Origin of the sequence: Mesorhizobium sp. WSM2561, from assembly GCF_000513915.1 — a bacterium.
Taxonomy (GTDB): domain Bacteria; phylum Pseudomonadota; class Alphaproteobacteria; order Rhizobiales; family Rhizobiaceae; genus Mesorhizobium; species Mesorhizobium muleiense.
On the sequence record NZ_AZUX01000013.1, the window covers coordinates 102,279 to 128,136 of the forward strand.

Here is a 25,858-nt window from a genome sequence, read left to right on the forward strand (position 1 = left end):
CCAGGACCGTTGGCGCATGATTGTCGCACGGCGACGTTGTTGCCTCACTTGATTGCCTGGGTGCTCTCGGCTGGGGTCTTCGATTTCCACAGCGTCCAGCCAAGATTCATGCCGGCGGCGGCGACCAGGATGGCGGCGCCGCCGACCATCTGGGCTGGATGCAGCCGGTGGCCGAAGGCGACGACATCGACCAGGATCGCGACCACAGGGTAGATGAAGGACAGCGACCCCTGCAGATAGGTTGGCAGTTTCTGAATGGCGCCGTACATCAGGATGTACATCAGACCGGTATGGACGACGCCAAGCGTCGCCAGCATGCTCCAACTCCACACGTCGGCGGGAAGGTGGGAAAGGTTGGCGAAGGGTGCCAGGATGACGACGCCGACGCAGACCTGGATGAGGGCGATCAGGTGCGGCGACGTGCCTTTGAGCTTCTTGGTGACGATGGCGGCGACGGCCCAGAAGAAAGCCGCACCCAGCGCCATCGCGATGCCGATAAAATAATCCGTGCCGACATTACCTGTATTGGGGCCTGCATCGGAGCCGGCATCAGGCGAGCCTTGCACGATCAGCAGCATGCCGGCGAAGGCGATGCCAAGCCAGGCCAGCTTTGTCAGGGTCAACCGCTCTGAGAAGAAGAGCGCGCCAAAGCCGACCAGCATGAAGGGCTGCGTGTTGTAAACAGCCGTGGCGATCGAGATCGAGGCGCGGGAAAACGAGCTGAACAGCAGCAGCCAGTTAATGACGATGGCAGCACCCCCGAGAGCCGAGATCGCCACGATGCGCAGTGACAGCCTGCCGCGCAGCAGCCCCAGAGCAGCGCAGATGATCAGCAGCGTTATCGCGCCGAAGGCGCAGCGCCAGAAGACGACGTCCATGATGGGCTCGCCCGACATGACGACGAACCATCCGATCGTGCCGAGGATCACCATTGCGGCCGTCATTTCGGCCGTGCCACGCACCGTGCTGTCCATGAATATTGCCTCTCGAAACGCTAATGGTTGATAATCCCATGCCACATCAGCGCTTTCAATGATTTGCGCCAGGTGATATGCCCGTCGTGCCTAATTAAATAAGGTGAAGACGGCATTTTCCTTGGGAATGTCAAATGCTAGACGATCTGGACCGACGCCTTCTCGAAATCCTGATCAAGGATTCACGAAGCTCATTGAAGGAACTGGCCCAGCAGGTTGGACTGTCGTCGCCGAGTGTCGCGGAACGCCTGCGTCGGCTGGAGGATCGTGGCGTTATCAGGGCCTTCACCGTCGAAATCGATCCCCAAGCGCTCGGCTACACCTTGCAGGCGATCGTTCGCATCCGGCCCTTGCCGGGCAAGCTGCATATTGTCCAGAAGTTGATCGAGGAGATTCCGGAGTTTGGCGAATGCGACAAGGTGACGGGCGACGACTGCTTTGTTGCCCGGCTGTTCGTGCGCTCGATCGGCGACCTCGACAAGCTTCTCGACCGTATCGCCGACAAGGCCGAAACGAGCACAGCCATCATCAAGGCGCAGCCAATCCGCAGGCGCCCGCCGCCACTCGGCGCAACTGCCTCCTCAAAACCGTGACAGGCCTCAGCACGACCGACCACAGCGTCGTGTGCGCATTTGCAGTCGCGGCGCGAAAGTTTATCGGCTATTCCAGCGTCTACACGCTTTCCCTCCAACTGCTCCCCGACGATGTCAGGCTTGCTACTCGATCCGTGGTTCTATGCCGTCGCCATTCCAGCCGTCATCCTGGTCGGCCTGTCCAAGGGCGGCTTTGGCGGTGCGGTCGGATTCGTCGGCGTCCCGCTGATGGCGCTTGCCATGCCGCCGGTGCAGGCAGCCGCCATCCTGCTGCCCATACTGTGCCTGATGGACATCGTCTCGGTGTGGACATGGTGGGGTGTCTACGACCGCAAGATGCTTGCGGACATGATGCCGGGGGCAGTGATCGGCATCGGCCTCGGCTGGCTGACCGCGGCGCTGGTGACAGCGGAAATGGTGCGGCTGATCGTCGGCGCGGTGGCGATTATCTTCGTGCTTCGCTGGGTCTATCTACAGATGCGGCACGGTGCGAGCCACTCAGCCGAGCCCAACCGCGCGGTTGCCGCATTCTGGGGGACGGTCGCCGGCTTCACCAGCTTCGTCGCCCATGTCGGCGGCCCGCCCTTTCAGGTCTATGCGCTGCCGATCCGGCTCGATCCGAAAGTGCTGTCGGGCACCGCAGCAATCTTCTTTGCCGCCACCAACGCGTTGAAGCTCATCCCCTATTTTGCGCTCGGACAGTTCGACACCACCAACCTGACCGCGTCGGCGGTTCTGGTACCGCTGGCGCCGCTCTCGACCATCGCCGGCGCCTGGCTGGTGCGGCGGATGCGGCCGGAACTGTTCTACCCCTTCACCTATGCGACCGTAGCGGTCGTCGCGGTCAAGCTCCTGTGGGACGGGATCGCCGGCCTTCTCTAGATTGCCAGCCGATGGAAGTCGCCGGCAGCCGAGCCGTCAGCAGCGTCACGGCGGTTTCAGGCGGGCGCGATGCGACATCGTCCAGAAACATTGCCGATGCTAATGCGCCGATGCCGGGGACCCGGTGGCGGGGCGACCGCCTGATCTCAACCCATTCCCATGACGGGAAAAGGCAATTCGGGGCATAACATGCAAAAGGTAGCACGAAACTTCTTCACGCTGGCCGTCTTCTACGCACTGGTCGGGATGGCGCTCGGCCTACAGATGGCGATCAGCAAAGATCATGCGCAGATGCCAACCCACGCCCACATCATGGTGGCCGGATGGCTGATGTCGGCGGTGTTTGCATTCTTCTACCATCTGTTTCCGGCAGTCGCGGAAAAGACGCTTGCCACCGTCCATTTCTGGTTGACGGCAATCAGTGGCACCGGACTGTTGATCGGCCTTTACATCATGCTTGCCGGCAACCCGGCGATCGAGCCGCTGGTGGCAACATCCTCGATGGGCTTTTACGCGGGGCTGCTGCTGTTCGCTTACATCGCGCTGCCGGTGGTGTGGAAAGCCGAACGGCATGCTGAGACGCAAAAGGCCTGAGTCCAAAGGTCTGGGCCCCAAAAAGCCTGGAGTTATTGTGCTGTTACGGCACAGGCGGGCGACGCTTGATCAAAAAATATCCTCGCCGTTAAGGCTTCATTAAGCTTTACAGGCGTTTACTATGCGCATCCAGTGATCTGGATTCTTACCGAGTGGTTGGAGCCACTTTGTTTGACGCCTCCCTGTTAAACTCCTGAGAGCCGCCTTATCCGCGGCTCTTTTTTTTCGCAATCCGGATTGCTGGTCGCCTGCGCCGCCGTTAACCGTTTGTTAAACATGTGCTTGCCTTCACCGGCGGCGAAGCGCATTTTCAAGCCTCGGTCATATAGGGTGCAGGCGTGACGGCGATGACGCCGATTCGGCCGGCTGTAAGGGCAAGTGCAGGGCGTATCGATGAACGATCCTTCGAAGGGAAGCGCGAAAACCATCAAGCTGGCGGAGCGCCGGGTTTTCTCCCAATCCTTCAAGCCGCTCTACCAGGAAGGCATGGGCCTGGTCGAGCAGGCGGCCGAATATCTGGACGGGAAGGGCCGGGCCGAGGCGAAGAAACTGTCCAGGCTGGCGGCGACGCTCTATGCGGCCGAGTCGATGCGACTGACCACGAGGCTGATGCAGGTCGCCTCCTGGCTGCTTTTGCAGCGCGCGGCGAATTCCGGCGAGATGACTCGCGATCAGGTTGCTTCCGAAAAATCCAAGGTGCGTCTCGATACCGCTTCCGCCAACAACGATGCCGCAGGCTGGGTCGAACTGCCGAAGGATTTTCTTGACCTCGTCAACCGCTCGCTGCGCCTGCAGGCGCTGGTGCGTCGCATGGACGAGGAAATCTACGGCGGCGCCGCGGCCGAGGTCGCGCCATCCGACCGCCGCATCAATCCGGTTTCCGATCAGATCACGCTGCTGAACACGGCTTTCGCCCGCGGCTGACAGACCTGTTTCTGGTTTGTTCACTTTTCGCTGGCATCGCTGCCCGCCACGGGTAGACTTGGCGGATGGGGGAAACGATTCGCATCATCGGCATCGATCCGGGCCTGAGGCGCACCGGCTGGGGTATCGTCGAGAGCCTCGGCAACTCGCTGCGCTTCGTCGCCTCCGGCACCGTGCGTTCCGACGACAAGGCGGCGCTGGCGACACGGCTTTGCCAGTTGCATGACGGGCTTGCCGAGATCCTGCATGGCGCCATGCCTCACGAGGCGGCGGTCGAGCAGACCTTCGTCAACAAGGATGCAGCAGCGACGCTGAAGCTCGGCCAGGCACGTGGCATCGCCATGCTGGTGCCGGCGCTGGCCGGCCTGGTCGTTGCCGAATATGCGCCCAACGCTGTCAAGAAGGCGGTGATCGGCGTCGGTCATGGTGACAAAAAGCAGATCCACATGATGGTCAAGGTGCTGATGCCGAAGGCGACGTTCGACACCGACGACGCCGCCGACGCGCTGGCCATCGCCATCTGCCACGCGCATCACCGGCAGAGCGTTGTCTACAGGTTGGCGGCGTTGGCCTAGAGCGACGTGCGTCCATTTGGACGCACAAAGTACGCTCTAGCACTTTGAATCCACGCATCGTGCTTTCCGAAAATCGATTCCGATTTTCGGGCCGATGCGATAAGTTTGTTCTTGACTTGTTCTCGGGCGGCAGTCAGTAAAACCTGCGAGGTATTACCATGCGGGTGACAACCAAAGGACAGGTGACGATCCCGGAAGAGATACGAGATCGCCTGGGTATCGGCCCAGGCTCGGAGGTGGAGTTCTTGGCTACCGAGGACGGCGTTCGTTTTGTTTTGTTGCGGTCAGCGAAACATTTCCGAAGAAGAGGCTTCCCGTAGATTCAGCCGGCTACTCGATCATATGGCCGGGACGTTGGATCTGGGAGGCATGACGACGGACGAGTATACGGAGTGGCTGAGGGGTCCACGTGAAAATCTCGACATTGATTGACACAAATGTCAGGCGGGCTCCGCGAACGAACCCCGCCGGATTTCTTTATTGGAGCCCACGCCGTCGTTGCTGGACATCGTTTGCTGACACGCGATGCCGCGCGCTATCGCAGCTATTTCCCGGACCTCGACATCATGTCTCCGGAAACCTATCCATGAGGGCCCTTATCCATGAGAGCTTTGTATCCATGAGAGCCTTGGCATGATCGGCAAGCTGAAAGGCACGCTGGACGAGGTCGACGAGGATTTCTGCATCATTGACGTGCACGGCGTCGGCTATGTCGCCCACTGCTCGACGCGCACGCTGGCCGCCTTGCCGGCCCCCGGCGAGGCGGTGGTGCTGTTCATCGAGACCTATGTCCGCGAGGACATGCTGCGGCTGTACGGTTTTCAGTCAGTTCTGGAGCGCGAATGGTTCCGGCTGCTGATGAGCAATGTGCAGGGCGTCGGCGCCAAGGTGGCGCTGGCTATTCTCTCGACGCTGGCGCCGGCCGAACTCGCCAATGCCATCGCGCTGCGTGATATTGCCATGGTCAGCCGCGCGCCCGGAGTCGGCAAGAAGGTGGCCGAGCGCATCGTCACCGAACTGAAGAACAAGGCGCCGGCCTTTGCGGGCGCTGCCTCCGGCACCATCGGCCTGAAGCAGGAGCTTGGCGAAGGCGTCGCGCCGGCGCCGATCACCGACGCCGTCTCGGCGCTGGTCAATCTCGGCTATTCGCGCGATACCGCCGCCAATGCGGTGGCGGCGGCGCTGAAAAGCGCCGGCGAGGACGCGGATGCGTCGAAGCTGATCCGCTTCGGACTGAAGGAACTGGCGCGGTGAGACATTGCCCGAGAAATAAATTCCGACTAGGAACAAGAGCATGGGCGGATATGCGGGTTTGAGCTCCAGGGGGCAGCTTACGATTCCAAAGAAAGTCCGGGACGCGTTGTCGCTCAAGGCTGGCGATACGGTTGCGTGGACGGTCATGGATGGTCTTCTGATCGGAACGCCGCGCAATCCTAGATTTGCCGACCTTGTCGGATTTCTGGGCAATCCGCCCGGCGGTCCCGCCACACTGGAGGAAATCGACGCCGCGGTGGGGGATGCTGACGATCGCCACGTCGCTGGCGATCGCGACGGAAGTGGCGACTGATGAGCCTTTCGCCACGCCTCATTGCTCCCGACAAGCGCGGCGAAGATGCCGAGCAGACCTTGCGGCCGCAGACGCTCGGCGATTTTGTCGGCCAGGCGGCGGTGCGGGCCAATCTCAAAGTGTTCATAGAGGCCGCCAAGGGCCGCAGCGAGGCGCTCGACCATGTGCTGTTCGTCGGCCCGCCCGGCCTCGGCAAGACGACGCTGGCGCAGATCATGGCACGCGAGCTCGGCGTCAACTTCCGCTCGACCTCCGGTCCGGTCATCGCCAAGGCCGGCGATCTCGCAGCACTGCTCACCAATCTCGAAGACCGCGACGTGCTGTTCATCGACGAGATCCACCGGCTCAACCCGGCGGTCGAGGAAATCCTCTATCCGGCGATGGAGGATTTCCAGCTCGACCTGATCATCGGCGAAGGGCCGGCGGCGCGCTCGGTCAAGATCGATCTTGCCCGCTTCACCCTGGTCGCCGCCACCACCCGGCTCGGCCTTTTGACCAATCCGCTGCGCGACCGCTTCGGCATTCCGGTCCGCCTCAATTTCTACTCGGTCGAGGAACTGGAGCAGATCGTGCGCCGCGGCGCCCGCATCCTTGCCATGCCGCTCGGTGACGATGGCGCGCTGGAGATCGCTCGGCGCGCGCGCGGCACGCCGCGCATCGCCGGCCGGCTGTTGCGCCGCGTGCGCGATTTCGCCTCAGTCGCCGGCGACGGTCACGTCGACCGCCAGATCGCCGACGAGGCGCTGACGCGACTCGAAGTCGATGCGCTGGGCCTCGACGCGCTCGACCGCCGCTATCTCTCGATGATCGCGCGGAATTTTGGCGGCGGGCCGGTCGGCATCGAGACCATCGCGGCAGGGCTTTCCGAGCCGCGCGACGCCATCGAGGACATCATCGAGCCCTATCTGATCCAGCAGGGTTTTATTCAGCGCACACCGCGCGGCCGCGTGCTGACCGCCAATGCCTGGCGGCATCTCGGCCTCGATGCGCCGAAGGACCTGGCGCAGCAGCAGATCAGCCTGTTCCAGGAAGAGTAGCGTCGGCGCGGCGTTGCCGCCTTCGTTGCTGCGCAAAATCTCCTAATCCTGGTCAGCTTGCCGGCGCATTTGCGGGCTCTAACGCTTCGCTGTGGGACCGTCGGTTCCACGAACGACGGGGTTGAGCGATGATCACCAGACGCGGCTTCCTGCGCCTCATCGGCGGTTCCTTCCTATCTGCCGTGTCGCTCAGTGCTTATGCTGTTGGCCTCGAGCCGATGCTGCTGACGCATGTAAAGCGCTATTCACTGACCCCGCCAAACTGGCCTGCAGGATTGCGGCTTCACGTCGTCGCTCTCGCCGATATTCATGCCTGTCGGCCATGGATGACGCCGGAGCGGATCAGGTCGCTTGCCGAACGGGCGAACAGCCTGCAACCGGATCTGATTGTCCTGCTTGGCGACTATGCAGCCGGCACACGCCTGGTTACGGACTGGGTGGGCTCCTCCGAATGGGCGCCGGCCTTGTCAGGGCTGAAGGCGCCGCTCGGCGTGTGGTCAATCCTTGGCAATCACGACTGGTGGGAGGACCTTTCCGCCCAGAAGGCCGGGTTGGGGCCGACGGTGGCGCGCCGGGCGCTCGAGAGCGCCGGCATACCGGTCCTGGAAAACGATGTGGTGCGCCTGGAAAAAGACGGGCATGGCTTCTGGGTCGCCGGACTTGCCGACCAACTCGCGCTACGACCGGGCAGGGCCTGGGGCCGCAGCAGGTTCACAGGACTGGACGACCTGCGCGGCACGCTGGCAAAGGTGAGCGACAAGGCCCCTGTTATCCTGCTGGCACATGAGCCGGACATTTTTCCGAAGGTCCCGCCACGGGTATCATTGACTCTTTCGGGCCATACCCATGGCGGACAGGTGCGGTTGCTCGGCTATTCTCCGGTCGTGCCATCCCGCTTCGGCAACCGTTTTGCCTATGGCCATGTCGTGGAGGAGAACCGCAACCTGATCGTCTCCGGAGGTCTCGGCTTCAGCATCCTGCCGGTGCGTTTCGGGATGCGCCCAGAGATTCTTTCGATCGAACTGGGTTCGGCGCTCAATGAAGTGACCTGATCGCATCCATCACATCCGGCTCGGACTTGTCGCCATCAAAAGCGTCGACGATGCCGAAGGCGCCGCCATAGCTCCAGACCGACCATGCGAAGCCATGGGCTTCGGCGCGCGCGATCATGTCCCTGACATAAGCGGCACGGTATTCGGCCGGCATCACATAGGCATTGCCGTATTCCTGGCGGATCATGCCGAATTCGCCGAGCGTGATGTTCTCCGGTTTTATTCCGTTGGCCTTTGCCCAGGCCTCGACTCTGGTGAACGGCGACTCCATCGTCTCGCGCAGCTTCTCATCCGTGTCCAGGCTGGCGACCTGCTCGTCGAGATAGGCAAGCAGGCCGCTCTGGCGCGCCCATGGCGCCTCGGCCTTGATCCTTGCGCGGATCGTATCGAGCGCAGTATCCAGCTGGGCGCGCGGGACGGCGCTGAGCGGATAGGGCAGGCCGGTGACATAGGGGATGAAGTCGCCGGCCCAGGTCGCGCCCTGATGGGTCAGCAGGAACGGGTCGTAGGAGTGAAAGGTCCAAATGATGTTGTCGTCGGGGATCGCCTTCGAATCGATCTTTGCCAGCGATGCCGCATTGGAATAGCAGGCGCCGGTCAGGATCAGGGTGAGCCTGGTGGCTGACGAACGCGCCGCCGCGAACAGTTTCTGCTGGCGCTCCGGCCACAGGCCGGTACCGTCGGCGTCGCAGTCGATAACCGGCTCATTCATCGGCTCGAAAGCGACTTGGCGCGGGTCCTCATCGGCCAGCGTGCGCGCCATCTTGCGCACCATTTCGACATAGGCTTCGAACATTTGTGGATCGTCCATCACCTCGCCCATGCCGATCTTGCGGCTGCTGCCGCTGGGGATCAGATGCATGTCGACGATCACCTTCAAGCCGGCGCGATTGATCATGCGCACCGAGGCCAGAACGCTGGCATAGAGCTCGTCGCGCAGCGCCAGCGTCTCGCCGGACAGAAACGGCGACGGATCGACCGGCATGCGCAGGAAATCGAAGCCGGCGCCCTTCAGCGCCTTGAGATCGTCGTCGTCGAGGAATTTGCGCCATTCCGGATAGGGCAGGATTGCCCGCCGGTCGCCCCATTTGTCCTCGCCCGGCCATGTCGTCCATTGGTCGAGATTGAGGCCGCGCTTCATCATAAAGCTCGCCGCCTGGCCCGGCGGCACCAGCGCGGCCAGCACAAGCAGCGCCGCCATCAAGGTCTTGATCATCGCCGTCAACAGTGCCATCGGGTTCATGCGCCAAGTTAATGCGTGTCGCCCAAAACTGTGTAGCGGCTTTGGGACAACGACGCGCCCGGAAACACCACCTGAAGCGCGTCGCGCTTTAGGTGCCCGGTCAGGCCAAAAAAGGAAAGCGCGATGGACGATCATGGTGAATCGGCGGCGCTCTGCGCCGGGCTTTCCGGCGCGCTGACCGAATTCGGCCACCGGCTGATGGCGCGGGTCTATTATGCCGACACCGATTTCTCCGGTGTCGTCTATCACGCGCGCTATCTCGAATTCTTCGAGCGCGGCCGTTCCGATTATCTCAGGCTTGCCGGCGTCCACCACACCGAGCTTGCCGACGGCAAGCATGGCGAAAGAATAGTCTGGGTGGTGCGGCGCATGGAGATCGACTTTCGCGGCTCCGCCCGCATGGACGATGTCTTGACCATCGAGACGCGCACCGAGGACATTTCGGGCGCCCGCATCTTCATGGCGCAGCAGCTGAAGCGCGGCAGCGAGGTGCTGGTCGAGGCGCGCGTCGAGGCGGCGATCATTGGCGAGAACGGCCGGCCACGGCGCTTTCCGAAGGAATGGATCGCAATCTTCATGCCCAAGACAAACCTGTAGTTCAAATCGGTAACTTACCGATCCCAATGATCAGCTGACGATGCCACACAACTCGCAAGGCGCGGCAATGCGCCGCGCTGTGCGTCCTAACCCATCCTTAACCATAACGGTTCATGAAGAGAGTGGTGAAGATTGGAGGAATCCAGCGCCTTCCTTTCACCAAGATTTGCCCTGAAAAGGCCGCCTACGGTGCATTTTGGGGTTATTCCGCAAGCTTTGCGCGAACGGATTACAAGGGATGCCTATGGGCCAGCCGCCAACCGTGCCCGGAAAATTCTTAAGGACGTAACCATGGAAAATATCGCACTCGCCGAACCGGGCGCGCATTTGTCGATTTGGGCGCTGTTCACGCAGGCCGGCTGGGTGGTCAAGCTGGTCATGATCGGGCTGCTCGGCGCCTCGATCTGGACCTGGGCGATCATCGTCGACAAACTCGTCGCCTATGGCCGCATGCGGCTCGCGCTCAATCGCTTCGAACAGGTGTTCTGGTCGGGGCAGTCGCTGGAAGAGCTCTACCGCACGCTCGCCGACCGCAAGACGTCAGGCATGGGCGCGATCTTTGTCGCCGCCATGCGCGAATGGAAGAAGAGCTTCGAGAAGGGGGCGAAATCGCCGCTTGGCCTGCAGACCCGCATCGACAAGGCGATGGACTTGGCGCTGACCCGCGAAATGGAAAAACTGGAAGGGCGGCTTGGCTTTCTCGCCACCACTGGCTCGGCAGCGCCGTTCATCGGCCTGTTCGGCACGGTGATCGGCATCATGACCTCGTTCCAGGCGATCGCCGCATCCAAGAATACCAGCCTGTCGGTGGTCGCACCCGGCATTGCCGAGGCGCTGCTGGCCACGGCAATAGGTCTGCTGGCGGCTATTCCCGCCGTCATCGCCTACAACAAGCTGTCGTCGGACGCGAGCAAGATCGCCGTGCGCATGGAAGGGTTCGCGGACGAGTTCTCCGCCATACTCTCGCGCCAAATCGATGAAAAAGTCGCGCAGAAGGCCTGAGGAACAATCATGGGAATGTCTGTAGGCGCGGGTGGCGGGGGACGCGGTGGTCGCGGCCACAGGCGGCGCGGCCGCCATCACGCCATGATATCGGAAATCAACGTCACGCCGATGGTCGACGTGATGCTGGTGCTGTTGATCATCTTCATGGTCGCCGCGCCCTTGCTGACCGTCGGCGTGCCGATCGACCTGCCGGACACGCAGGCCAAGGCGATGAATGTCGACACGCAGCCGATCACCGTCTCCATCAACTCCGCCGGCCAGATCTACCTCCAGGAGACTGAAATCCCGGCTGAGGAACTGGTCGCCAAGCTGCAGGCGATTTCGAAGACTGGCTATGACGAGCGCATCTTCATCCGCGGCGACAAGTCCACCGACTATGGCACGGCAATGAAGGTGATGGCCCGTATCTCGGCCGCCGGATACAAGAATATCGGCCTCGTTTCACTGCAGGAACAGGATCAATAGACGCAAGATGAGGACCGGCCTCACCACATCGGTGATCTTGCATGCGGTCGCGATCGGCTTCGGCCTGTTCACGCTGTCGGCGCCGGCGGCGTTGCCGGCGTCCGATGCCGAGTCTCTGGCAGTCGAGATCGTGCCGATGGAAGCGATCGCGCAGATACAGAAAGGCGACAAGAAGGCTGCGGTGAGTGAAAAGCCGGCGCCATTGCCGACCCAGCGCCCGGACATCGTGGCCGACGCGAAGACGGTCGGCGACAACAGCGTCGATACCGACAAGCCGCCGACGCCGGAACCCAAGCCCCAGCCAGTCGATAAGGCTGAGGCGCCGCCGCCCGCGCCGACGCCGAAAGAAAAGCCGAAGCCCGAGGACGTGCCGAAACCGAAGGAGCAGCCGAAGCCCGTCCCGGCGACTGAGGTCGCACCGGTGCCGCAGCCGAAGGAAGAGGTCAAGCCCGAGCCGGTCAAGCAGGCGGAGCCAAAACCGACACCGGCCAAGGAACCGGCGCCGACGCCGCCGCAGGACAAGACCGCCGCCATAGACCCGAAGCCTGAGGTCAAGCCGGACGCCGTCGCGGAAGCGATTGCCAAGGAACCACCAACCGAGGAGACGCAGCTTCCGGACTCGGCGCCCGCCCCGCAGGCGCGGCCGAAGCCACAGCCGGCCCAGGCCGAAAGCGCCAAGGCGCCCGAGCGCAAGGATGCCGACAAGCCGGTCAAGGAAGCCTCGTCCAAGCCGAAATCGGAAGACAAGCAGTTCAACGCCGACGAGATTTCGGCGCTGCTCGACAAGCGCAAGCCGTCGGGCGGCGGCGCCAAGCGCTCGACCCAGCAAGCGTCGCTCGGCGGGGACAAGGATCAGGGCCAGAAGCTTTCGAGATCGGAACAGGGGGCGTTGGAGGCCCAGCTTGGTGGCTGCTGGACCCTGCCGGTAGGGCTCGAAGGCTCCGAGAACTTTGTCGTCGTAATCCGGTTCAACCTCGACGCCTCCGGCAAGCTGGACGGACGGCCATCCGTCGAAAAGTCGAGCGGCAACCGCCCGTTCGACGAAAGTGCCGTGCGCGCGGTTCAGAAATGCGATGTGGCCGGGCTGCAGGTTCCCGCCGGCAAACAAGACATCTGGGCCGACGTCCGGGTCACGTTCGATCCGAGGGAGATGCTGGGCCTGTAGGCTTGGCGCCCCGTAGAATCATTGAAGAGAAGCGAGAAGACATGAAATCCATCCTCAAGCCGCTCCTGATGATCGTAGCGATGGCGCTGGGCATGACTGCCGCCGCCACCTTGCCGGCGCGGGCGCTCGTTGAGCTCAACGTCAACAAAGGCAATGTCGAGCCGCTGCCGATCGCCATCACCGATTTCCAGGGCGGCGATGCGTTGGGCGCGGAGATTTCCGGCATCGTCAGCGCAGACCTGAAACGCTCCGGCCTGTTCGCGCCGATCGACAAGAGCGCCTTCATCGAAAAGATCTCGAACCCGGATGCCACGCCTCGCTTCGAGGACTGGAAGGTGATCAATGCCCAGGCGCTGGTCACCGGCAGCGTCAGCAAGGAGGCCGATGGCCGCGTCCGCGCCCAGTACCGGCTGTGGGACACCTTTGCCGGCCAGCAGATGTCGGGCGAGCAGTTCTTCGCCAACGACGCCAACACGAGGCGCGTCGCCCACATCATCGCCGACGCCATCTATGAGCGGCTGACCGGCGAGAAGGGCTATTTCGACACGCGCGTCGTCTTCATCGACGAATCGGGTGCAAAGAACGCGCGCAAGAAGCGCCTCGCCATCATGGACCAGGACGGCGCCAATATCCGCTACCTGTCGGACGGCAGGTCGATCGTGCTGACCCCGCGTTTCTCGCCAAACCGGCAGGAAATCACTTACATGTCCTATGAAAGCGGCCAGCCGAAGGTCTATCTGCTGCAGATCGAGACCGGGCAGCGCGAACTGGTCGGCGATTTTCCCGGCATGACCTTTGCGCCGCGCTTCTCGCCCGACGGCCAGAAGGTGATCATGAGCCTGCTGCGCGACGACGGTAATTCCAATATCTTCGCCATGGATTTGAGAAGCCGCTCGACGACCAGGCTCACCAATTCGACGGCCATCGACACCTCGCCGTCCTATTCGCCGGATGGCAGCAAGGTGGTGTTCACCTCCGACCGCGGCGGCCGCGCGCAGATCTATGTGATGGGCGCCGACGGTTCTGGCCAGACCCGCATCTCCTTCGGCGACGGCGTCTATTCGACGCCGGTATGGTCGCCGCGCGGCGACCTCATCGCCTTCACCAAGCAGACCGCCGGCGAGTTCCAGATCGGCGTCATGCGCGTCGACGGTTCGGGTGAGCGCATCCTTTCAACCGGCTTCCAGCAGGAGGGGCCGACCTGGGCGCCCAACGGCCGGGTGCTGATGTTTTTCCGCGATTCGGCCGGCGGCCCGAAACTCGTTTCGGTCGATCTCACCGGCCGCAACGAACAGTCGATCCCGACCTCGAATTTCGCTTCGGACCCGGCCTGGTCGCCGCTGCTCGAGTGAGAGGGATTGGAGAAATGAAGAATTGAAGAGATGAAGAGAACGGGATTCCTCAATTCTTCAATTCCCTTTTTCCACGGCTTGGTCGCGTTTCAGCCGCATTTCTGCCTACGGTCCGCGCGCATTGTTGCCTCCTCGGATTCCCCTTGGGCAAAACGGCTGTGGACGGCAGCCGAAACCAAATTTTAACCGTGTTTCTTGAACGCCGGTTAACCCAAACGTGGTTACTGGACGATCAACGAAATCACTCGAATTGCGAAGGAGAGGCGGCATGGGCCGTATCGCAGCACTTACCAGAAACCCGGCGATGATCGCGCTGGTGGCATTGCTCGCCATCGCCGGCTGCGCCTCGAAGAAGAACCTGAACAGCGCCGCCGATCTCGGTCTCAGCGGCGCCGGGGCGGCAACGCCCGGATCGGCCCAGGATTTTACCGTCAACATCGGCGACCGCATCTTTTTCGATACGGATTCGTCCTCGATCCGCGCCGACGCGCAGACGACGCTTTCGCGCCAGGCGCAGTGGCTGAACCAGTACAGGCAGTATGCCATCGTCATCGAAGGCCATGCCGACGAGCGCGGCACGCGCGAATACAATCTGGCGCTCGGCGCCCGCCGCGCCGCCGCCACCCGCGACTTCCTCGTCGCCAGGGGTGTTTCCGCCCAGCGCCTGAAGACCATTTCCTACGGCAAGGAGCGTCCGGTCGCGGTTTGCGACGACATCTCCTGCTGGTCGCAGAACCGCCGCGCCGTCACCACGATCAGCGGCGCCGGTTCCTGATCGGCAATTTTCCAATCGGCAGAAATGCAACACCTACGTGTGAAAGGCGGCTGCGGCCGCCTTTTTCATGTCCGGCGCCCGGATGTGGGACTTGAAACAAAATTTGGCCGAAGTCCTGCGTCCTTGGTAACAACCGAGGCGCCTGACGGTCCACTCCGATCGGCAGGCATGCAACAGGCAAACAATCCACGGCGAGAGGCACATGCATTTCAGATCGGTCTTGAGCGGCACGCTTGCGTTGCTGCTCGTATCAAGCGTCGCTGCCCCGGCAGTAGGCAATGAGCAAGGCACAGAAAAAAGCGGTTTTTCCTTCCGCCTGCCGACGCTCGGCATTTTCGGTGAAAAAAAGAAACCGGATCAGGTGCAATTTGCGCAGGATGGCACCGGCACTACGGGGCTGGAGGAACAGCTCCGGCAAATGAACGGCAAGATCGAGGAGCTCAACTTCCAGGTGCTGCAGATGCAGGAGCAGATCCGCAAGCAGCAGGAAGACAACGAGTTCCGTTTCCAGCAGCTGGAAGGCGGCTCACAAGGCGCGCAGCAGCCACGCGAGCAGAAGAAGTCGGACGCCACCACCAACACCGACAGCAGCGTCGCCGAGGCTCCGGCGACGCATGCGCCGGCCGATGCGGGCACACCGCCCGCCGGCGGCCAGGAGGTCATCGTCGAATCACCGACAGGCGAACCCGGCGCGGTGATCCCGGGCACGCCGCCGAAGACGTTCGGCACCATCACCGTCGACAAGAACGGCAATGTGATAGACGCAGACGGCAAGACGCAGGCACATGCACCGGCGCAGAACACCGCCCCTGTCCCCGGCGACCAGGCCGCTGGCACGCAGGCCGGCAAGTCCGACGATACGGTGGTTGCGGCGCTGCCCGCCACCGACGACCCGGAGGAGCTTTACCGCAATTCCTATCAGTTCATCCTGTCGGGCGACTACGGCACTGCCGAACAGGGTTTTCGCGACCACATCGCCCGCTTCCCCAAGGACGCCAAGACGGCGGACGCGCATTACTGGCTGGGTGAGTCGCTGCTCGGCCAGCAGAAGTATCGCGACGCGGCCGAGACTTTCCTCGCCGCCAGCAAGGACTATCCGAAGGCCAAGAAGGCTCCCGACATGCTGCTGAAGCTCGGTGTGTCGCTGGTCGGATTGAACCAGCGCGACGTGGCCTGCGCCACTTTCGGCGAGATCGGCAAGCGCTATCCGAACGTTTCCGGCGCGCTCAAGGAACGCGTCAAGCAGGAGAGGGCGCTCGCGGCGTGTTAGTTTTTCTCTTGCATGTCGTTGCCCCAAGACTTGTTGCCCCAGATCCGGGGCCACTTTTGGGCGACATGCATTGACGCCCGAAACCGAGCCTGACCGTTCGGTTTTTTCGCAGTTCGACTTTACCAGCGGCGCTGTTGCGGCCGTGTCCGGCGGCAGCGACTCGACCGCCCTTCTCCTTCTCCTCAAGGATCACCTCGACCGTACCGCGCCGGCAACGAAATTGCTGGCTGTGACGATCGATCACGCTCTGCGGCCGGGCTCGGCAGCGGAAGCGCAGGCCGTGGCCAGGCTTTGCGCCGGGCGCGGCATTGCTCACCGCATCCTGGTCTGGTCCGGACGCAAGCCTTCGACCGGCCTGCCGGCTGCCGCGCGAGAGGCACGCTACCGGCTGCTGGCCGAGGCGGCGCAGGCGGAAGGTATCGGCCTTATCCTGACCGGCCACACGGCCGACGACCAGGCCGAGACGGTGCTGATGCGGCAAGCTCGCCAGGAGGGGGAGCGAGAGCCAGGGCGAGGTCTAGCCGGCATGGCACCGGCCACGCTCTATGACTGGCGGATCTGGATCGCACGGCCGCTTCTCGGCACACGGCGTGCTGCGCTGCGCGAAGTCCTGCGGCGCGCGAATGTCGGCTGGTCCGAAGACCCGACCAATGAAGACGAGGCTTTCGAGAGGCCACGTATCCGCGCAGCGCTTGCCGACCGCAATGGTGCGCGGGAAGACGCGTTGACGCTGGCCGCGCGGGCTGCGGTGGAGCGCGAGCAGCTTGGCCATCGCGCCGCCGCGCTGATCCGTGGCTTTGCCAGCAGGCCCGCAGCCGGCCTTATCCGTCTCGATCCGGGCTTTGCGACAGCCGTCGACGAGGCGGCGGCCGTCTACGCGCTGCGCGTCCTGCTGGCGACTGTCGGCGGCGTTGCCTTTCTGCCCGAGCAGGCTCGCAGCGAGGCGCTGCTCAACCGGCTGAGGCCCGGACCACCTGGCACAACCTCATTTTTCGCTACCCCGTTTTGCGCCACATTGTCGCGGACGGTGGTCGATGCGCGGCGTGCCGGCATTTTTCTGCGTCGCGAAACCCGCAACCTGCCGCCCGCTGCGCCTGCCGTGAACAATGCCCTCTGGGACGGTCGCCGGAGGATCACATTGGCGGACAGACCGGGTGAATTTTTGATCGCGCCGCTCGGCGCGGCGCGTGCCGCAAGACAGGCAATTGCCGAAAATGGCACGCCGCCGAGCCTTGTCCGCGCGGCTCTGGCGGCCGAGCCGGTGCTGTGGCGCGCAAGCGAACATCCAGGCGACAGCCCGATGTTGCCGGGAATGGCGGTATGCCCGGTCGTCGCGCCCTTTGCCCGCTTCCTGCCGTCCTTCGACCTGGCGCCGGCCGGAACTGTCGCCGCGCTGATCGGCGCGCCGCGACTTCCTGCCCCGCCTTTCGGCGGCCACACTGCCGGTTGATCATGGGCGAAAGCTTAACCGCGACATGCTGTTCTGCTTGGCAATGAAGGGCGCCATCCCTATGTTAGACCCAAGTTTCCTCTCACGACGCGTGTCCGCTGGCGGACACCAACGGGACAATTGATGAATCCGAATTATCGCAATCTCGCGCTCTGGGCGATCATAGCGGTCCTGCTCATCGCTCTCTTCAATCTGTTCCAGACGCCGCAGACGCGCGGAGCAGCGAGTGACGTCCCCTATTCGCAGTTCCTGCAGGACGTCGCGGCCGGCCGGGTCAAGACGGTGACCATCGCGGGCGCCCGCATCTCGGGCACTTATACCGACACCTCTACCGGCTTCCAGACCTATTCGCCGGGTGATCCGTCGCTGGTTTCGAGACTCCAGGACAAGAACGTCACCATCAACGCGCGCCCCGAATCCGACGGTTCCAATTCGCTGTTCAGCTATCTCATCTCCTGGCTGCCGATGATCCTCATCCTTGGCGTCTGGATATTCTTCATGCGCCAGATGCAGTCCGGCTCCGGCCGCGCCATGGGCTTCGGCAAGTCCAAGGCCAAGCTTTTGACTGAAGCGCACGGCCGCGTCACCTTCCAGGATGTCGCCGGCGTCGACGAAGCCAAGCAGGATTTGGAAGAGATTGTCGAATTCCTGCGTGATCCGCAGAAGTTCCAGCGGCTTGGCGGCAAGATTCCGCGCGGCGTGCTGCTCGTCGGCCCTCCCGGGACCGGCAAGACGCTGCTTGCCCGTTCGGTCGCCGGTGAGGCCAACGTGCCGTTCTTCACCATTTCCGGCTCGGACTTTGTCGAGATGTTCGTCGGCGTAGGCGCCAGCCGCGTCCGCGACATGTTCGACCAGGCCAAGAAGAATGCGCCCTGCATCATCTTCATCGACGAAATCGACGCGGTCGGCCGCCATCGCGGCGCCGGCCTCGGCGGCGGCAACGACGAACGCGAGCAGACGCTGAACCAGTTGCTGGTCGAAATGGACGGCTTCGAATCCAACGAAAGCATCATCCTGATCGCTGCCACCAACCGTCCAGACGTGCTCGATCCGGCGCTGCTCAGGCCCGGCCGTTTCGACCGCCAGGTGGTGGTGCCGAACCCCGACATCGTCGGCCGCGAGAAGATCCTGAAGGTGCATGTGCGCAACGTGCCGCTGGCCCCCAATGTCGACCTAAAGGTGATCGCACGCGGCACGCCGGGGTTTTCCGGCGCCGACCTGATGAACCTCGTCAACGAATCCGCCCTGATGGCGGCGCGGCGCAACAAGCGCCTTGTCACCATGGCCGAGTTCGAGGACGCCAAGGACAAGATCATGATGGGCGCCGAGCGCCGCTCGTCGGCGATGACCCAGGCCGAGAAGGAACTCACCGCCTATCACGAGGCTGGCCACGCCATCCTGGCGCTGAACGTGCCGTCGGCCGATCCGCTGCACAAGGCGACCATCATTCCGCGCGGCCGGGCGCTTGGCATGGTCATGCAGTTGCCGGAAGGCGACCGCTATTCGATGAGCTACAAATACATGATCTCGCGTCTTGCCATCATGATGGGTGGCCGCGTCGCCGAGGAGTTCAAGTTCGGCAAGGAGAACATCACCTCGGGTGCCTCCTCGGACATCGAGCAGGCAACCAAGCTGGCGCGCGCCATGGTCACACGCTGGGGTTTTTCCGACAAGCTTGGCCACGTCGCCTATGGCGACAACCAGGAGGAAGTGTTCCTCGGCCATTCGGTGGCGCGCACGCAGAACGTCTCGGAAGAGACGGCGCAGATCATCGACGCCGAAGTGCGCCGGCTGATCGACGAGGCCTATTCGACGGCCAAATCCATCCTGACCAAAAAGAAGAAGGAATGGATTGCGCTGGCGCAGGGGCTTTTGGAATATGAGACGCTGTCCGGCGACGAGATCAAGCAGCTGATCGCCGGCCACAAGCCGGCACGCGATCTCGGCGACGACACGCCGCCGAGCCGCGGCTCGGCCGTGCCGAAGTCCGGCAGCCGCCGCAAGAAGGGCCCGGAGCCCGAAGGCGGCATGGAGCCTCAGCCGTCAAGCTAGGGTCCGGCTCAGGAGACTGATTTCGAAAACGCCGCGGCTTGGACGCGGCGTTTTTGTTAGGAGGTGCCGACAGCGACAGCCGATCGCGGCCTGAAAAACTCCATCACTTCACCCAGTGCCGGGGATTTCTCCACATGGGAAATAGACGTTGAAGGTTTGCGGATGCCGTGATGAGGGCTGATCTCCCCGCAAGGGCCCGCAAGGGGGGAGATTGGCAGCGGCGCCGACAGCGCCTCGCTTGCAGCGCAGATACGGCATATCCTGGCCCTGCCTGCCACCGCCGGCAAAAAAAGCCCGCGAACCTTTGCGGTTCGCGGGCCTTGCTATCTTCGAATGTGAATGCCCGATCAGCTCTTCAGCGCGGCATTGCACAGGCTGTAGAAGCCGCCGCCCTTCTGGATCCACTTGAGGCCACCCAGCGCATCGGCCTCCTTGTTGGCGTGATATTGGTCGCGGCAGGTGTACATGCGGGCCTTGGCCGGGGTTTCGCTGCTATACTTGTCGGAGATCGCCTTCGGAAACGTCACACCCTGTGGCGCGATGAGGGTCGGCTTTTCCGGCTGGCTGGTCAGGCTTGCCTGGTCGGCTGCCGGCACGGCGTTGTCGGAAGCACTGGCACCGCACTGGCTCATGCGGAAGTCGTTCCACTTCATGCCGTTCAGTGTGTTGGCGGTCTTGGCCGCCCGATATTTGGCGCCGCACTCCGCCCTGCTGAGGCCGTTGCCTGCATTGGCAGTTGCCGCTGCCTTGGTCGTCGCTGCGGCGGCCGCATCGGTAGTTGCAGCGCTGGTGCTGTCCGCCTTGGCTGGCGTGGCATCGGTTGCGGCGGCAACGGTGCCGCATTCTGCCTTGCGGAACTGGTTCCAGTTCTGCCCGCCAAGTGTTCCCGCGTCCTTTGCCGCGTTATACTTGGTGCTGCATTCGGCCATGGTCAGCGCTTTGGCGGGTGCCGCCAGGGATAAAGTCACGACGGCAAGACCCGTCAAAGTGGCAAGTCGATGGATGAGCATGTGTCTTCTCCCTCTGGATGTTCATGTTATGTCCCAAGCAAGCAATAACACTCAACGAATGGTTGCGCCAGAGGCTAAATGGCGTGAAAGCTGTCGGAAAGTGCATTATTTTTATGAAATGGGTGCCAGCCTCCGTTCGCCGGGCGATTTACCCGCGCGCATTTGCACGGAAAACTTGTATAGGGCGGACCAGTATCAGGAACTGCCTCACATGGCGGGCCGATCGGGTCGGCCAGTGCGGCGGACCTGAATGCCCGGTCCAAAGCAACACGACGCGCGGATTCCGAATTCAATGCCTATCGACGGGCACATGAAACAATCCAGATGCGGTCAGAAGTTCCTGAACGCTGTGCTGCAACCACGGCAGGCGAAATCAAAGCACTGACGTGACACAAAACACACAAGACAACGGTTTTCTAAGGAATGGTGCCCTATAATCATGAATTGTGATGATAGGGCTCGGGCCAATGTGTGGCATGACGTGCCGGCAATGAACCATCGGGAAGCTGACTAGCATGGCAGGAAGTTATTTCGGAACGGACGGCATTCGCGGGCGCGCCAATAGATTTCCAATGACGGCGGAGATCGCCATGAGGGTCGGCATGGCCGCCGGCCTTTCGTTCCAGCGCGGCAACCATCGTCACCGCGTCGTGCTCGGCAAGGACACCAGACTTTCCGGCTACATGATCGAGAATGCGATGGTGTCGGGCCTGTGCGCCGCCGGCATGGATGTGTTCCTGCTCGGCCCGATTCCGACGCCCGCGGTCGCCATGCTGGTGCGCTCATTGCGCGCCGACATCGGCGTGATGATCTCGGCCTCGCACAATCCTTACTACGACAACGGCATCAAGCTGTTCGGTCCCGATGGCTACAAGCTCTCCGACGAGATCGAGGAGCGCATCGAGGGCATGCTCGACAAGGATATCGACCTGGCGCTCGCCGATTCGGACGGGCTCGGCCGCGCCAAGCGCGTCGACGGCGTCCATGACCGCTACATCGAATTCGCCAAGCGCACGCTGCCACGGTCGATGTCGCTGTCGGGCCTCCGCATCGTCGTCGATTGCGCCAATGGCGCTGCCTACAAGGTGGCGCCCGAGGCGCTGTGGGAACTCGGCGCCGAGGTTGTCGCCATCAATGTCGAGCCCAACGGCTTCAACATCAACAAGGAGTGCGGCTCGACCCATCCGGCCGGCCTGCAGAAGAAGGTGCACGAAGTGCGCGCCGATATCGGCATCGCGCTCGACGGCGACGCCGACCGCGTCGTCATCGTCGACGAGAACGGCGCGATCGTCGATGGCGACCAGATCATGGCGCTGATCGCCGAGTCCTGGCATCAGAGCGGACGGCTGGCCGGCGGTGGCGTCGTCTCGACGGTGATGTCCAATCTCGGCCTCGAACGCTTCCTCGGCGACATGAACCTGCAGTTGCACCGCACCAAGGTCGGCGACCGCTATGTCGTCGAGCACATGCGTGCGCACGGCCTGAATGTCGGCGGCGAACAGTCGGGCCACATCGTGCTGTCCGATTTTTCCACCACCGGCGACGGCCTCGTCTCGGCGCTCCAGGTGCTCGCCTGCATCAAGCGGCAGAACCGACCGGTCAGCGAATTGTCGAAGAAGTTCGCGCCGGTGCCGCAATTGCTGAAGAACGTTCATATTTCCGGCGGCAAGCCGCTCGAGGAAGCTTTGGTCAAGGCGGCGATCGAAGATGGACGCCACCGCCTGGGCCAGGCTGGCCGCCTCGTCATCCGGCCGTCCGGCACGGAACCGCTCATCCGCGTCATGGCGGAAGGCGACGATCAGCAACTGGTCGAGGCCGTCGTCAACGACATCGTCGAGGTCATTTCGGAAACCCGCAGCGCCGCCTGATCCCCCAGCTTTTGCCAGGTTGAAAAGCCCGCCTTCCGGCGGGCTTTTTTTTCGCGTGTTCGCACGCCAAATCATTGGCGCAAAACGCGAAAATCCCGAAAGATTTAGAGATTCATGGTTAAGCGATAGGGTTAAATGGCTTTTAACTTTTCCAATTCATTATCCACGACTGAAGCCAATCAGATTCGGACGCGTTCGCTGTGCCGAGGGTTCTCAGGGGTGACAAGCATGTTCAATACAGCAAGAATGGCCGTCTTTGCCGCGCTGCTCGCGGGCGTGGCCGGACCAGTGTTCGCCGCCGACTTCGTCGAACCGCCCGTGGTCGAGCCGGCCCCGCCGCCGCCCGTCTACGAGCAGCCGGTCGAATATGGCGGCTGGTACATTCGCGGCGACATCGACTACCACTGGTCGAAGTTCCGCGGCGCCGACTACATCACCTACGGCGACCCACCCGGCACCGGCAGCTTTGACAGCGGCAAGCTGGACGGCGCCTTCTCGGCCGGCGCCGGCGTCGGTTACCAGATCAACCGGCACTTCCGCACCGACCTGACCGCGGACTGGATGAGCAAATCCGATTTCCGCGGCTCGACCAGCGGCTTCTGCGGCGTTAATCAGACGCCCTGCACTTCGACCGACCACTCATCCTATACGGCGCTGCTGCTCCTGGCCAATGCCTATGTCGATATCGGCACCTGGCACGGCATCACGCCTTATGTCGGCGCCGGTATCGGCGGCGCCTGGGTCAAGTGGGATACACTGCACAACAACGACATCGACGGCGAGTTCGAGCATCATGGCGGCAAGGGCTGGCGCTTTGCCTATGCGGCCATGGCGGGCGCCTCCTACTGCCTGACCGATCGCGTCAAGCTCGATCTCGGCTACCGCTTCAGCCATATCGAGGGCGGCAAGATGTTCGACTACGCTTCAGACAGCAATGTCGGTCCTGGCCGTGACAAGGGCATCAATGTGCATGAAGTGCGCGGCGGCCTGCGCTACCAGTTCGGCAACTCGGACTGCGCGCAGCCGGCGCCGATCGCCTACGAACCCGAACCGGTTTACACCAAGTAATCGCTTCGAGAGCAGGTTTGCGGACCGCCCGGCAAAAGCCGGGCGGTTTTTTTCGTTGTGGCGGCAACGCGCATCAAAATCAATTCGCTAACGCCCTGTTATCCTTAACCGGCACTTAACCACTATGGTTAACAATGCCCTGAAACGGCGCTCGCGATCGCGAATGGCGCCACCTTCGGGAGCCGGGGATCATGACAGTCAAATCGCGCATAGCACTGGCGCTTGCAGCAATCGCCCTGACGCCGTTGTCGCAGGCGCTTGGCGCCGACTACGATCCGCCGATCTATGTCGACCAGGCGCCGGACTATGTGCCGGTCGAAGTCGGTTCGGGATGGTATCTGCGCGGCGATGTCTCCTATCTGGTGCAGAAGAGCTTCGACAATGAGGACTTCGCCTTCGCGCCAGCGAACTTCGACGAAGAAGAGGATCACATCTTCGCCAGCATCGGCTTCGGCTACCATTTTACCGATTATCTGCGCGCCGATCTCAATCTCGGCTATCTGCCCGGCAACGAGATCAGCGTCAGCTATGACAACGGAACGACCGTGGCATCGGCGGACCTGGAGAACTACGCGTTCTCGGGCATGCTCAACGGCTATGTCGATCTTGGCACCTATGTCGGGATCACACCCTATCTCGGCGCCGGTATCGGTATTGTCCAGACCAGGCGGCGCCTCTCGGCGGACTACTTCACAGACAACGCCAACCCCGCCGACGATTTCGTCCGCGATGACAACGAGACCCATTACTCTTTCGCCTATACGCTGAACGCCGGCCTTGCCTACCAGGTGTCCAAGAACCTTTCAGTCGATCTGGGCTATCAATATTTTTCCGCACCCGACGCCGAATATACCACCGCACAGGATTTGGATTCCTATCCGATCGACAAAGGGATCAGCAATCATCAGGTCAAGGTCGGGCTGCGCTACGATCTCTGGTAGGCACGGCGAAAGCCTCGGGGATGCCAGCGGCGGACTTCGGTCCGCCGTTCTGTTTTTGGTCTAGGATGCGACCAGTATCCCGTCAGCGACAAAAACTTTCCTCTTGACGCCGGAAGCCTGAACGCATATCGCCGTCCGTGGGCCACCCCTCCCCAACGAGGGGCCACTATCTGGAAGGATAGACCACGATGACGATCCATACGAAGCCCGGACTGCGCCCGGCAAATCCCAATTTTTCCTCAGGTCCCTGTGCAAAACGCCCCGGCTGGTCAGTCGAGGCGCTGGCCAATGCCGCGCTCGGACGCTCGCACCGCGCCAAGATCGGCAAGACCAAGCTCGAACAGGCGATCGAGCTGACGCGGGAAATTCTCCAGGTGCCGGCGGATTATCGCATCGGCATCGTGCCGGCGTCGGACACCGGCGCGGTCGAGATGGCGCTGTGGTCGCTGCTCGGCGAACGCGGCGTCGACATGGTCGCCTGGGAGAGTTTCGGTTCCGGCTGGGTCACCGACGTGGTCAAGCAGCTGAAGCTCGCCGACGTCCGCAGGATCGAAGCCGGCTACGGCGCACTGCCGGATGTGACAAAAATCGACTTCGACCGCGACGTGGTCTTCACCTGGAACGGCACGACGTCAGGCGTGCGCGTGCCGAACGGCGATTTCATCCCGGCCTCGCGCAAGGGCCTGACCATCTGCGACGCCACGTCGGCGGCCTTTGCGCAAGAGCTCGATTTTGGCAAGCTCGACGTCGTCACCTTCTCCTGGCAGAAGGTGCTGGGCGGCGAAGGTGCGCATGGCATGCTGATGCTCAGCCCGCGCGCCGTCGAGCGGCTGGAAAGCTACAAGCCGGCCTGGCCGCTGCCGAAAATCTTTCGCCTCACCTCGGGCGGCAAGCTCATCGAAGGCATTTTTAAGGGCGAAACCATCAACACGCCGTCGATGCTGTGCGTCGAGGATTATCTCGACGCACTGCGTTGGGCGAAGTCGATCGGCGGCCTCGACGCATTGATTGCCCGCGCCGACGCCAATGCCGCCATTATCGATGGTTTCGTCGGTAAATCCGCATGGCTCGGCCATCTGGCCACCGACCCGGCGACGCGATCGAACACGTCCGTCTGTTTTTCCTTCACCGACCCGGACGTCGCCGCGCTCGATGCCGACGGACAAGCGGCGTTCGCCAAGGGCATCGTCTCGGCGCTCGACAAGGAAGGCGTCGCCTACGATATCGGCGCCTATCGCGATGCGCCGCCGGGCCTGCGCATTTGGTGCGGCGCGACCGTCGAGACTTCCGACCTCGAAGCGCTGCTGCCGTGGCTCGACTGGGCCTTTGCCGCGCAAAAGGCGTCGCTCAAGGCGGCCGCCTGATCCCTCCCCTTCGAGGGGAGGGTGGCCCGAAGGGC

Annotated in this window: 26 protein-coding genes and 1 pseudogene; 24 read left to right on the forward strand and 3 right to left on the reverse strand. The window is 62.6% G+C overall.

The features are described from left to right. Window positions 1-44: 44 nt before the first annotated feature. Window positions 45-974, reverse strand: a complete 930-nt coding sequence (locus M727_RS0112035; RefSeq protein ID WP_027152895.1) for a DMT family transporter — start codon at window positions 972-974, stop codon at window positions 45-47. Window positions 975-1,108: 134 nt separating this feature from the next. Between M727_RS0112035 and M727_RS0112040 the strand changes: the two genes are divergently transcribed. The 11 genes and pseudogenes from M727_RS0112040 to M727_RS0112090 all read left to right on the forward strand — a co-directional run bounded on the left by M727_RS0112040 (window position 1,109) and on the right by M727_RS0112090 (window position 8,198). Further along, window positions 1,109-1,567 (forward strand): Lrp/AsnC family transcriptional regulator, encoded by a 459-nt coding sequence (locus M727_RS0112040; RefSeq protein ID WP_027152896.1) that lies wholly within the window; start codon window positions 1,109-1,111, stop codon window positions 1,565-1,567. A gap of 111 nt (window positions 1,568-1,678) precedes the next feature. Further along, on the forward strand, window positions 1,679-2,449 hold the full coding sequence (locus M727_RS0112045) for a sulfite exporter TauE/SafE family protein (RefSeq protein ID WP_027152897.1): 771 nt from the start codon (window positions 1,679-1,681) through the stop codon (window positions 2,447-2,449). A gap of 189 nt (window positions 2,450-2,638) precedes the next feature. Then, window positions 2,639-3,043, forward strand: coding sequence for a hypothetical protein (locus M727_RS0112050; protein ID WP_027152898.1), 405 nt, complete (start codon window positions 2,639-2,641; stop codon window positions 3,041-3,043). Between the two features lie 393 nt (window positions 3,044-3,436). Then, entirely contained in the window at window positions 3,437-3,967 is a 531-nt protein-coding gene (locus M727_RS0112055) for a DUF1465 family protein (RefSeq protein WP_027152899.1), read from the forward strand. Between the two features lie 65 nt (window positions 3,968-4,032). Beyond that, window positions 4,033-4,542, forward strand: a complete 510-nt coding sequence (gene ruvC, locus M727_RS0112060) for a crossover junction endodeoxyribonuclease RuvC (protein WP_027152900.1) — start codon at window positions 4,033-4,035, stop codon at window positions 4,540-4,542. A 158-nt stretch (window positions 4,543-4,700) separates the two neighbouring features. Continuing rightward, complete coding sequence (locus tag M727_RS43995) at window positions 4,701-4,862, forward strand: AbrB/MazE/SpoVT family DNA-binding domain-containing protein (RefSeq protein ID WP_348627159.1); 162 nt, start codon at window positions 4,701-4,703, stop codon at window positions 4,860-4,862. Between the two features lie 114 nt (window positions 4,863-4,976). Beyond that, window positions 4,977-5,132 (forward strand): annotated as a pseudogene (locus M727_RS43020) (DNA-binding protein); the annotation flags it as partial. A 43-nt stretch (window positions 5,133-5,175) separates the two neighbouring features. Further along, window positions 5,176-5,796 carry a Holliday junction branch migration protein RuvA gene (gene ruvA / locus M727_RS0112075; protein WP_027152901.1) on the forward strand — a complete coding sequence of 207 codons (621 nt, stop codon included), beginning with the start codon at window positions 5,176-5,178 and terminating at the stop codon, window positions 5,794-5,796. Between the two features lie 40 nt (window positions 5,797-5,836). Further along, window positions 5,837-6,109, forward strand: coding sequence for an AbrB/MazE/SpoVT family DNA-binding domain-containing protein (locus M727_RS0112080; RefSeq protein WP_027152902.1), 273 nt, complete (start codon window positions 5,837-5,839; stop codon window positions 6,107-6,109). Next, window positions 6,109-7,146: a Holliday junction branch migration DNA helicase RuvB gene (ruvB, locus tag M727_RS0112085; protein ID WP_027152903.1), complete on the forward strand. Its 1,038-nt coding sequence runs from the start codon at window positions 6,109-6,111 to the stop codon at window positions 7,144-7,146. The genes M727_RS0112080 and ruvB overlap by 1 nt, the downstream gene beginning before the upstream one ends. Window positions 7,147-7,274: 128 nt before the next feature. Beyond that, the gene (locus tag M727_RS0112090) at window positions 7,275-8,198 is read left to right on the forward strand and encodes a metallophosphoesterase (RefSeq protein ID WP_027152904.1); all 924 of its coding nucleotides are present in this window, start codon (window positions 7,275-7,277) and stop codon (window positions 8,196-8,198) included. Here M727_RS0112090 and M727_RS0112095 read toward each other — a convergent pair. Next, window positions 8,182-9,432, reverse strand: coding sequence for a cellulase family glycosylhydrolase (locus tag M727_RS0112095; RefSeq protein WP_027152905.1), 1,251 nt, complete (start codon window positions 9,430-9,432; stop codon window positions 8,182-8,184). The genes M727_RS0112090 and M727_RS0112095 overlap by 17 nt on opposite strands. Before the next feature lie 132 nt (window positions 9,433-9,564). On the opposite strand from M727_RS0112095, the gene ybgC reads away from it, so the two are divergent. From ybgC to ftsH, 9 genes are all read left to right on the forward strand, one after another. After that, the gene (gene ybgC / locus M727_RS0112100; protein WP_027152906.1) at window positions 9,565-10,038 is read left to right on the forward strand and encodes a tol-pal system-associated acyl-CoA thioesterase; all 474 of its coding nucleotides are present in this window, start codon (window positions 9,565-9,567) and stop codon (window positions 10,036-10,038) included. Window positions 10,039-10,329: 291 nt separating this feature from the next. Then, window positions 10,330-11,040 carry a protein TolQ gene (gene tolQ / locus M727_RS0112105; protein ID WP_027152907.1) on the forward strand — a complete coding sequence of 237 codons (711 nt, stop codon included), beginning with the start codon at window positions 10,330-10,332 and terminating at the stop codon, window positions 11,038-11,040. Window positions 11,041-11,049: 9 nt separating this feature from the next. Beyond that, window positions 11,050-11,508 (forward strand): protein TolR, encoded by a 459-nt coding sequence (gene tolR / locus M727_RS0112110; protein ID WP_027152908.1) that lies wholly within the window; start codon window positions 11,050-11,052, stop codon window positions 11,506-11,508. A 7-nt stretch (window positions 11,509-11,515) separates the two neighbouring features. Then, a complete protein-coding gene (locus M727_RS0112115; RefSeq protein WP_027152909.1) occupies window positions 11,516-12,673 on the forward strand; it encodes a TonB family protein in 1,158 nt (385 codons plus the stop codon). Window positions 12,674-12,741: 68 nt separating this feature from the next. Then, window positions 12,742-14,025, forward strand: a complete 1,284-nt coding sequence (gene tolB / locus M727_RS0112120; protein ID WP_245268562.1) for a Tol-Pal system beta propeller repeat protein TolB — start codon at window positions 12,742-12,744, stop codon at window positions 14,023-14,025. A gap of 268 nt (window positions 14,026-14,293) precedes the next feature. After that, a complete protein-coding gene (gene pal / locus M727_RS0112125; protein WP_027152911.1) occupies window positions 14,294-14,800 on the forward strand; it encodes a peptidoglycan-associated lipoprotein Pal in 507 nt (168 codons plus the stop codon). Between the two features lie 202 nt (window positions 14,801-15,002). Then, window positions 15,003-16,070 (forward strand): tol-pal system protein YbgF, encoded by a 1,068-nt coding sequence (ybgF, locus tag M727_RS0112130; RefSeq protein WP_027152912.1) that lies wholly within the window; start codon window positions 15,003-15,005, stop codon window positions 16,068-16,070. Between the two features lie 70 nt (window positions 16,071-16,140). Continuing rightward, entirely contained in the window at window positions 16,141-17,520 is a 1,380-nt protein-coding gene (tilS, locus tag M727_RS0112135; RefSeq protein ID WP_027152913.1) for a tRNA lysidine(34) synthetase TilS, read from the forward strand. A gap of 123 nt (window positions 17,521-17,643) precedes the next feature. Then, window positions 17,644-19,572: an ATP-dependent zinc metalloprotease FtsH gene (ftsH, locus tag M727_RS0112140; RefSeq protein ID WP_023799979.1), complete on the forward strand. Its 1,929-nt coding sequence runs from the start codon at window positions 17,644-17,646 to the stop codon at window positions 19,570-19,572. Window positions 19,573-19,919: 347 nt separating this feature from the next. Here ftsH and M727_RS0112145 read toward each other — a convergent pair whose 3' ends face one another. After that, the gene (locus tag M727_RS0112145; RefSeq protein ID WP_027152914.1) at window positions 19,920-20,582 is read right to left on the reverse strand and encodes a hypothetical protein; all 663 of its coding nucleotides are present in this window, start codon (window positions 20,580-20,582) and stop codon (window positions 19,920-19,922) included. Between the two features lie 515 nt (window positions 20,583-21,097). Between M727_RS0112145 and glmM the strand changes: the two genes are divergently transcribed. The 4 genes from glmM to M727_RS0112165 all read left to right on the forward strand — a co-directional run bounded on the left by glmM (window position 21,098) and on the right by M727_RS0112165 (window position 25,823). Continuing rightward, the gene (gene glmM, locus M727_RS0112150; protein ID WP_027152915.1) at window positions 21,098-22,450 is read left to right on the forward strand and encodes a phosphoglucosamine mutase; all 1,353 of its coding nucleotides are present in this window, start codon (window positions 21,098-21,100) and stop codon (window positions 22,448-22,450) included. A 228-nt stretch (window positions 22,451-22,678) separates the two neighbouring features. Next, a complete protein-coding gene (locus M727_RS0112155) occupies window positions 22,679-23,518 on the forward strand; it encodes an outer membrane protein (protein WP_027152916.1) in 840 nt (279 codons plus the stop codon). Window positions 23,519-23,709: 191 nt separating this feature from the next. Continuing rightward, complete coding sequence (locus M727_RS0112160; RefSeq protein WP_027152917.1) at window positions 23,710-24,459, forward strand: outer membrane protein; 750 nt, start codon at window positions 23,710-23,712, stop codon at window positions 24,457-24,459. Window positions 24,460-24,647: 188 nt separating this feature from the next. Then, window positions 24,648-25,823, forward strand: coding sequence for a phosphoserine transaminase (locus M727_RS0112165; protein ID WP_027152918.1), 1,176 nt, complete (start codon window positions 24,648-24,650; stop codon window positions 25,821-25,823). Window positions 25,824-25,858: the final 35 nt, after the last annotated feature.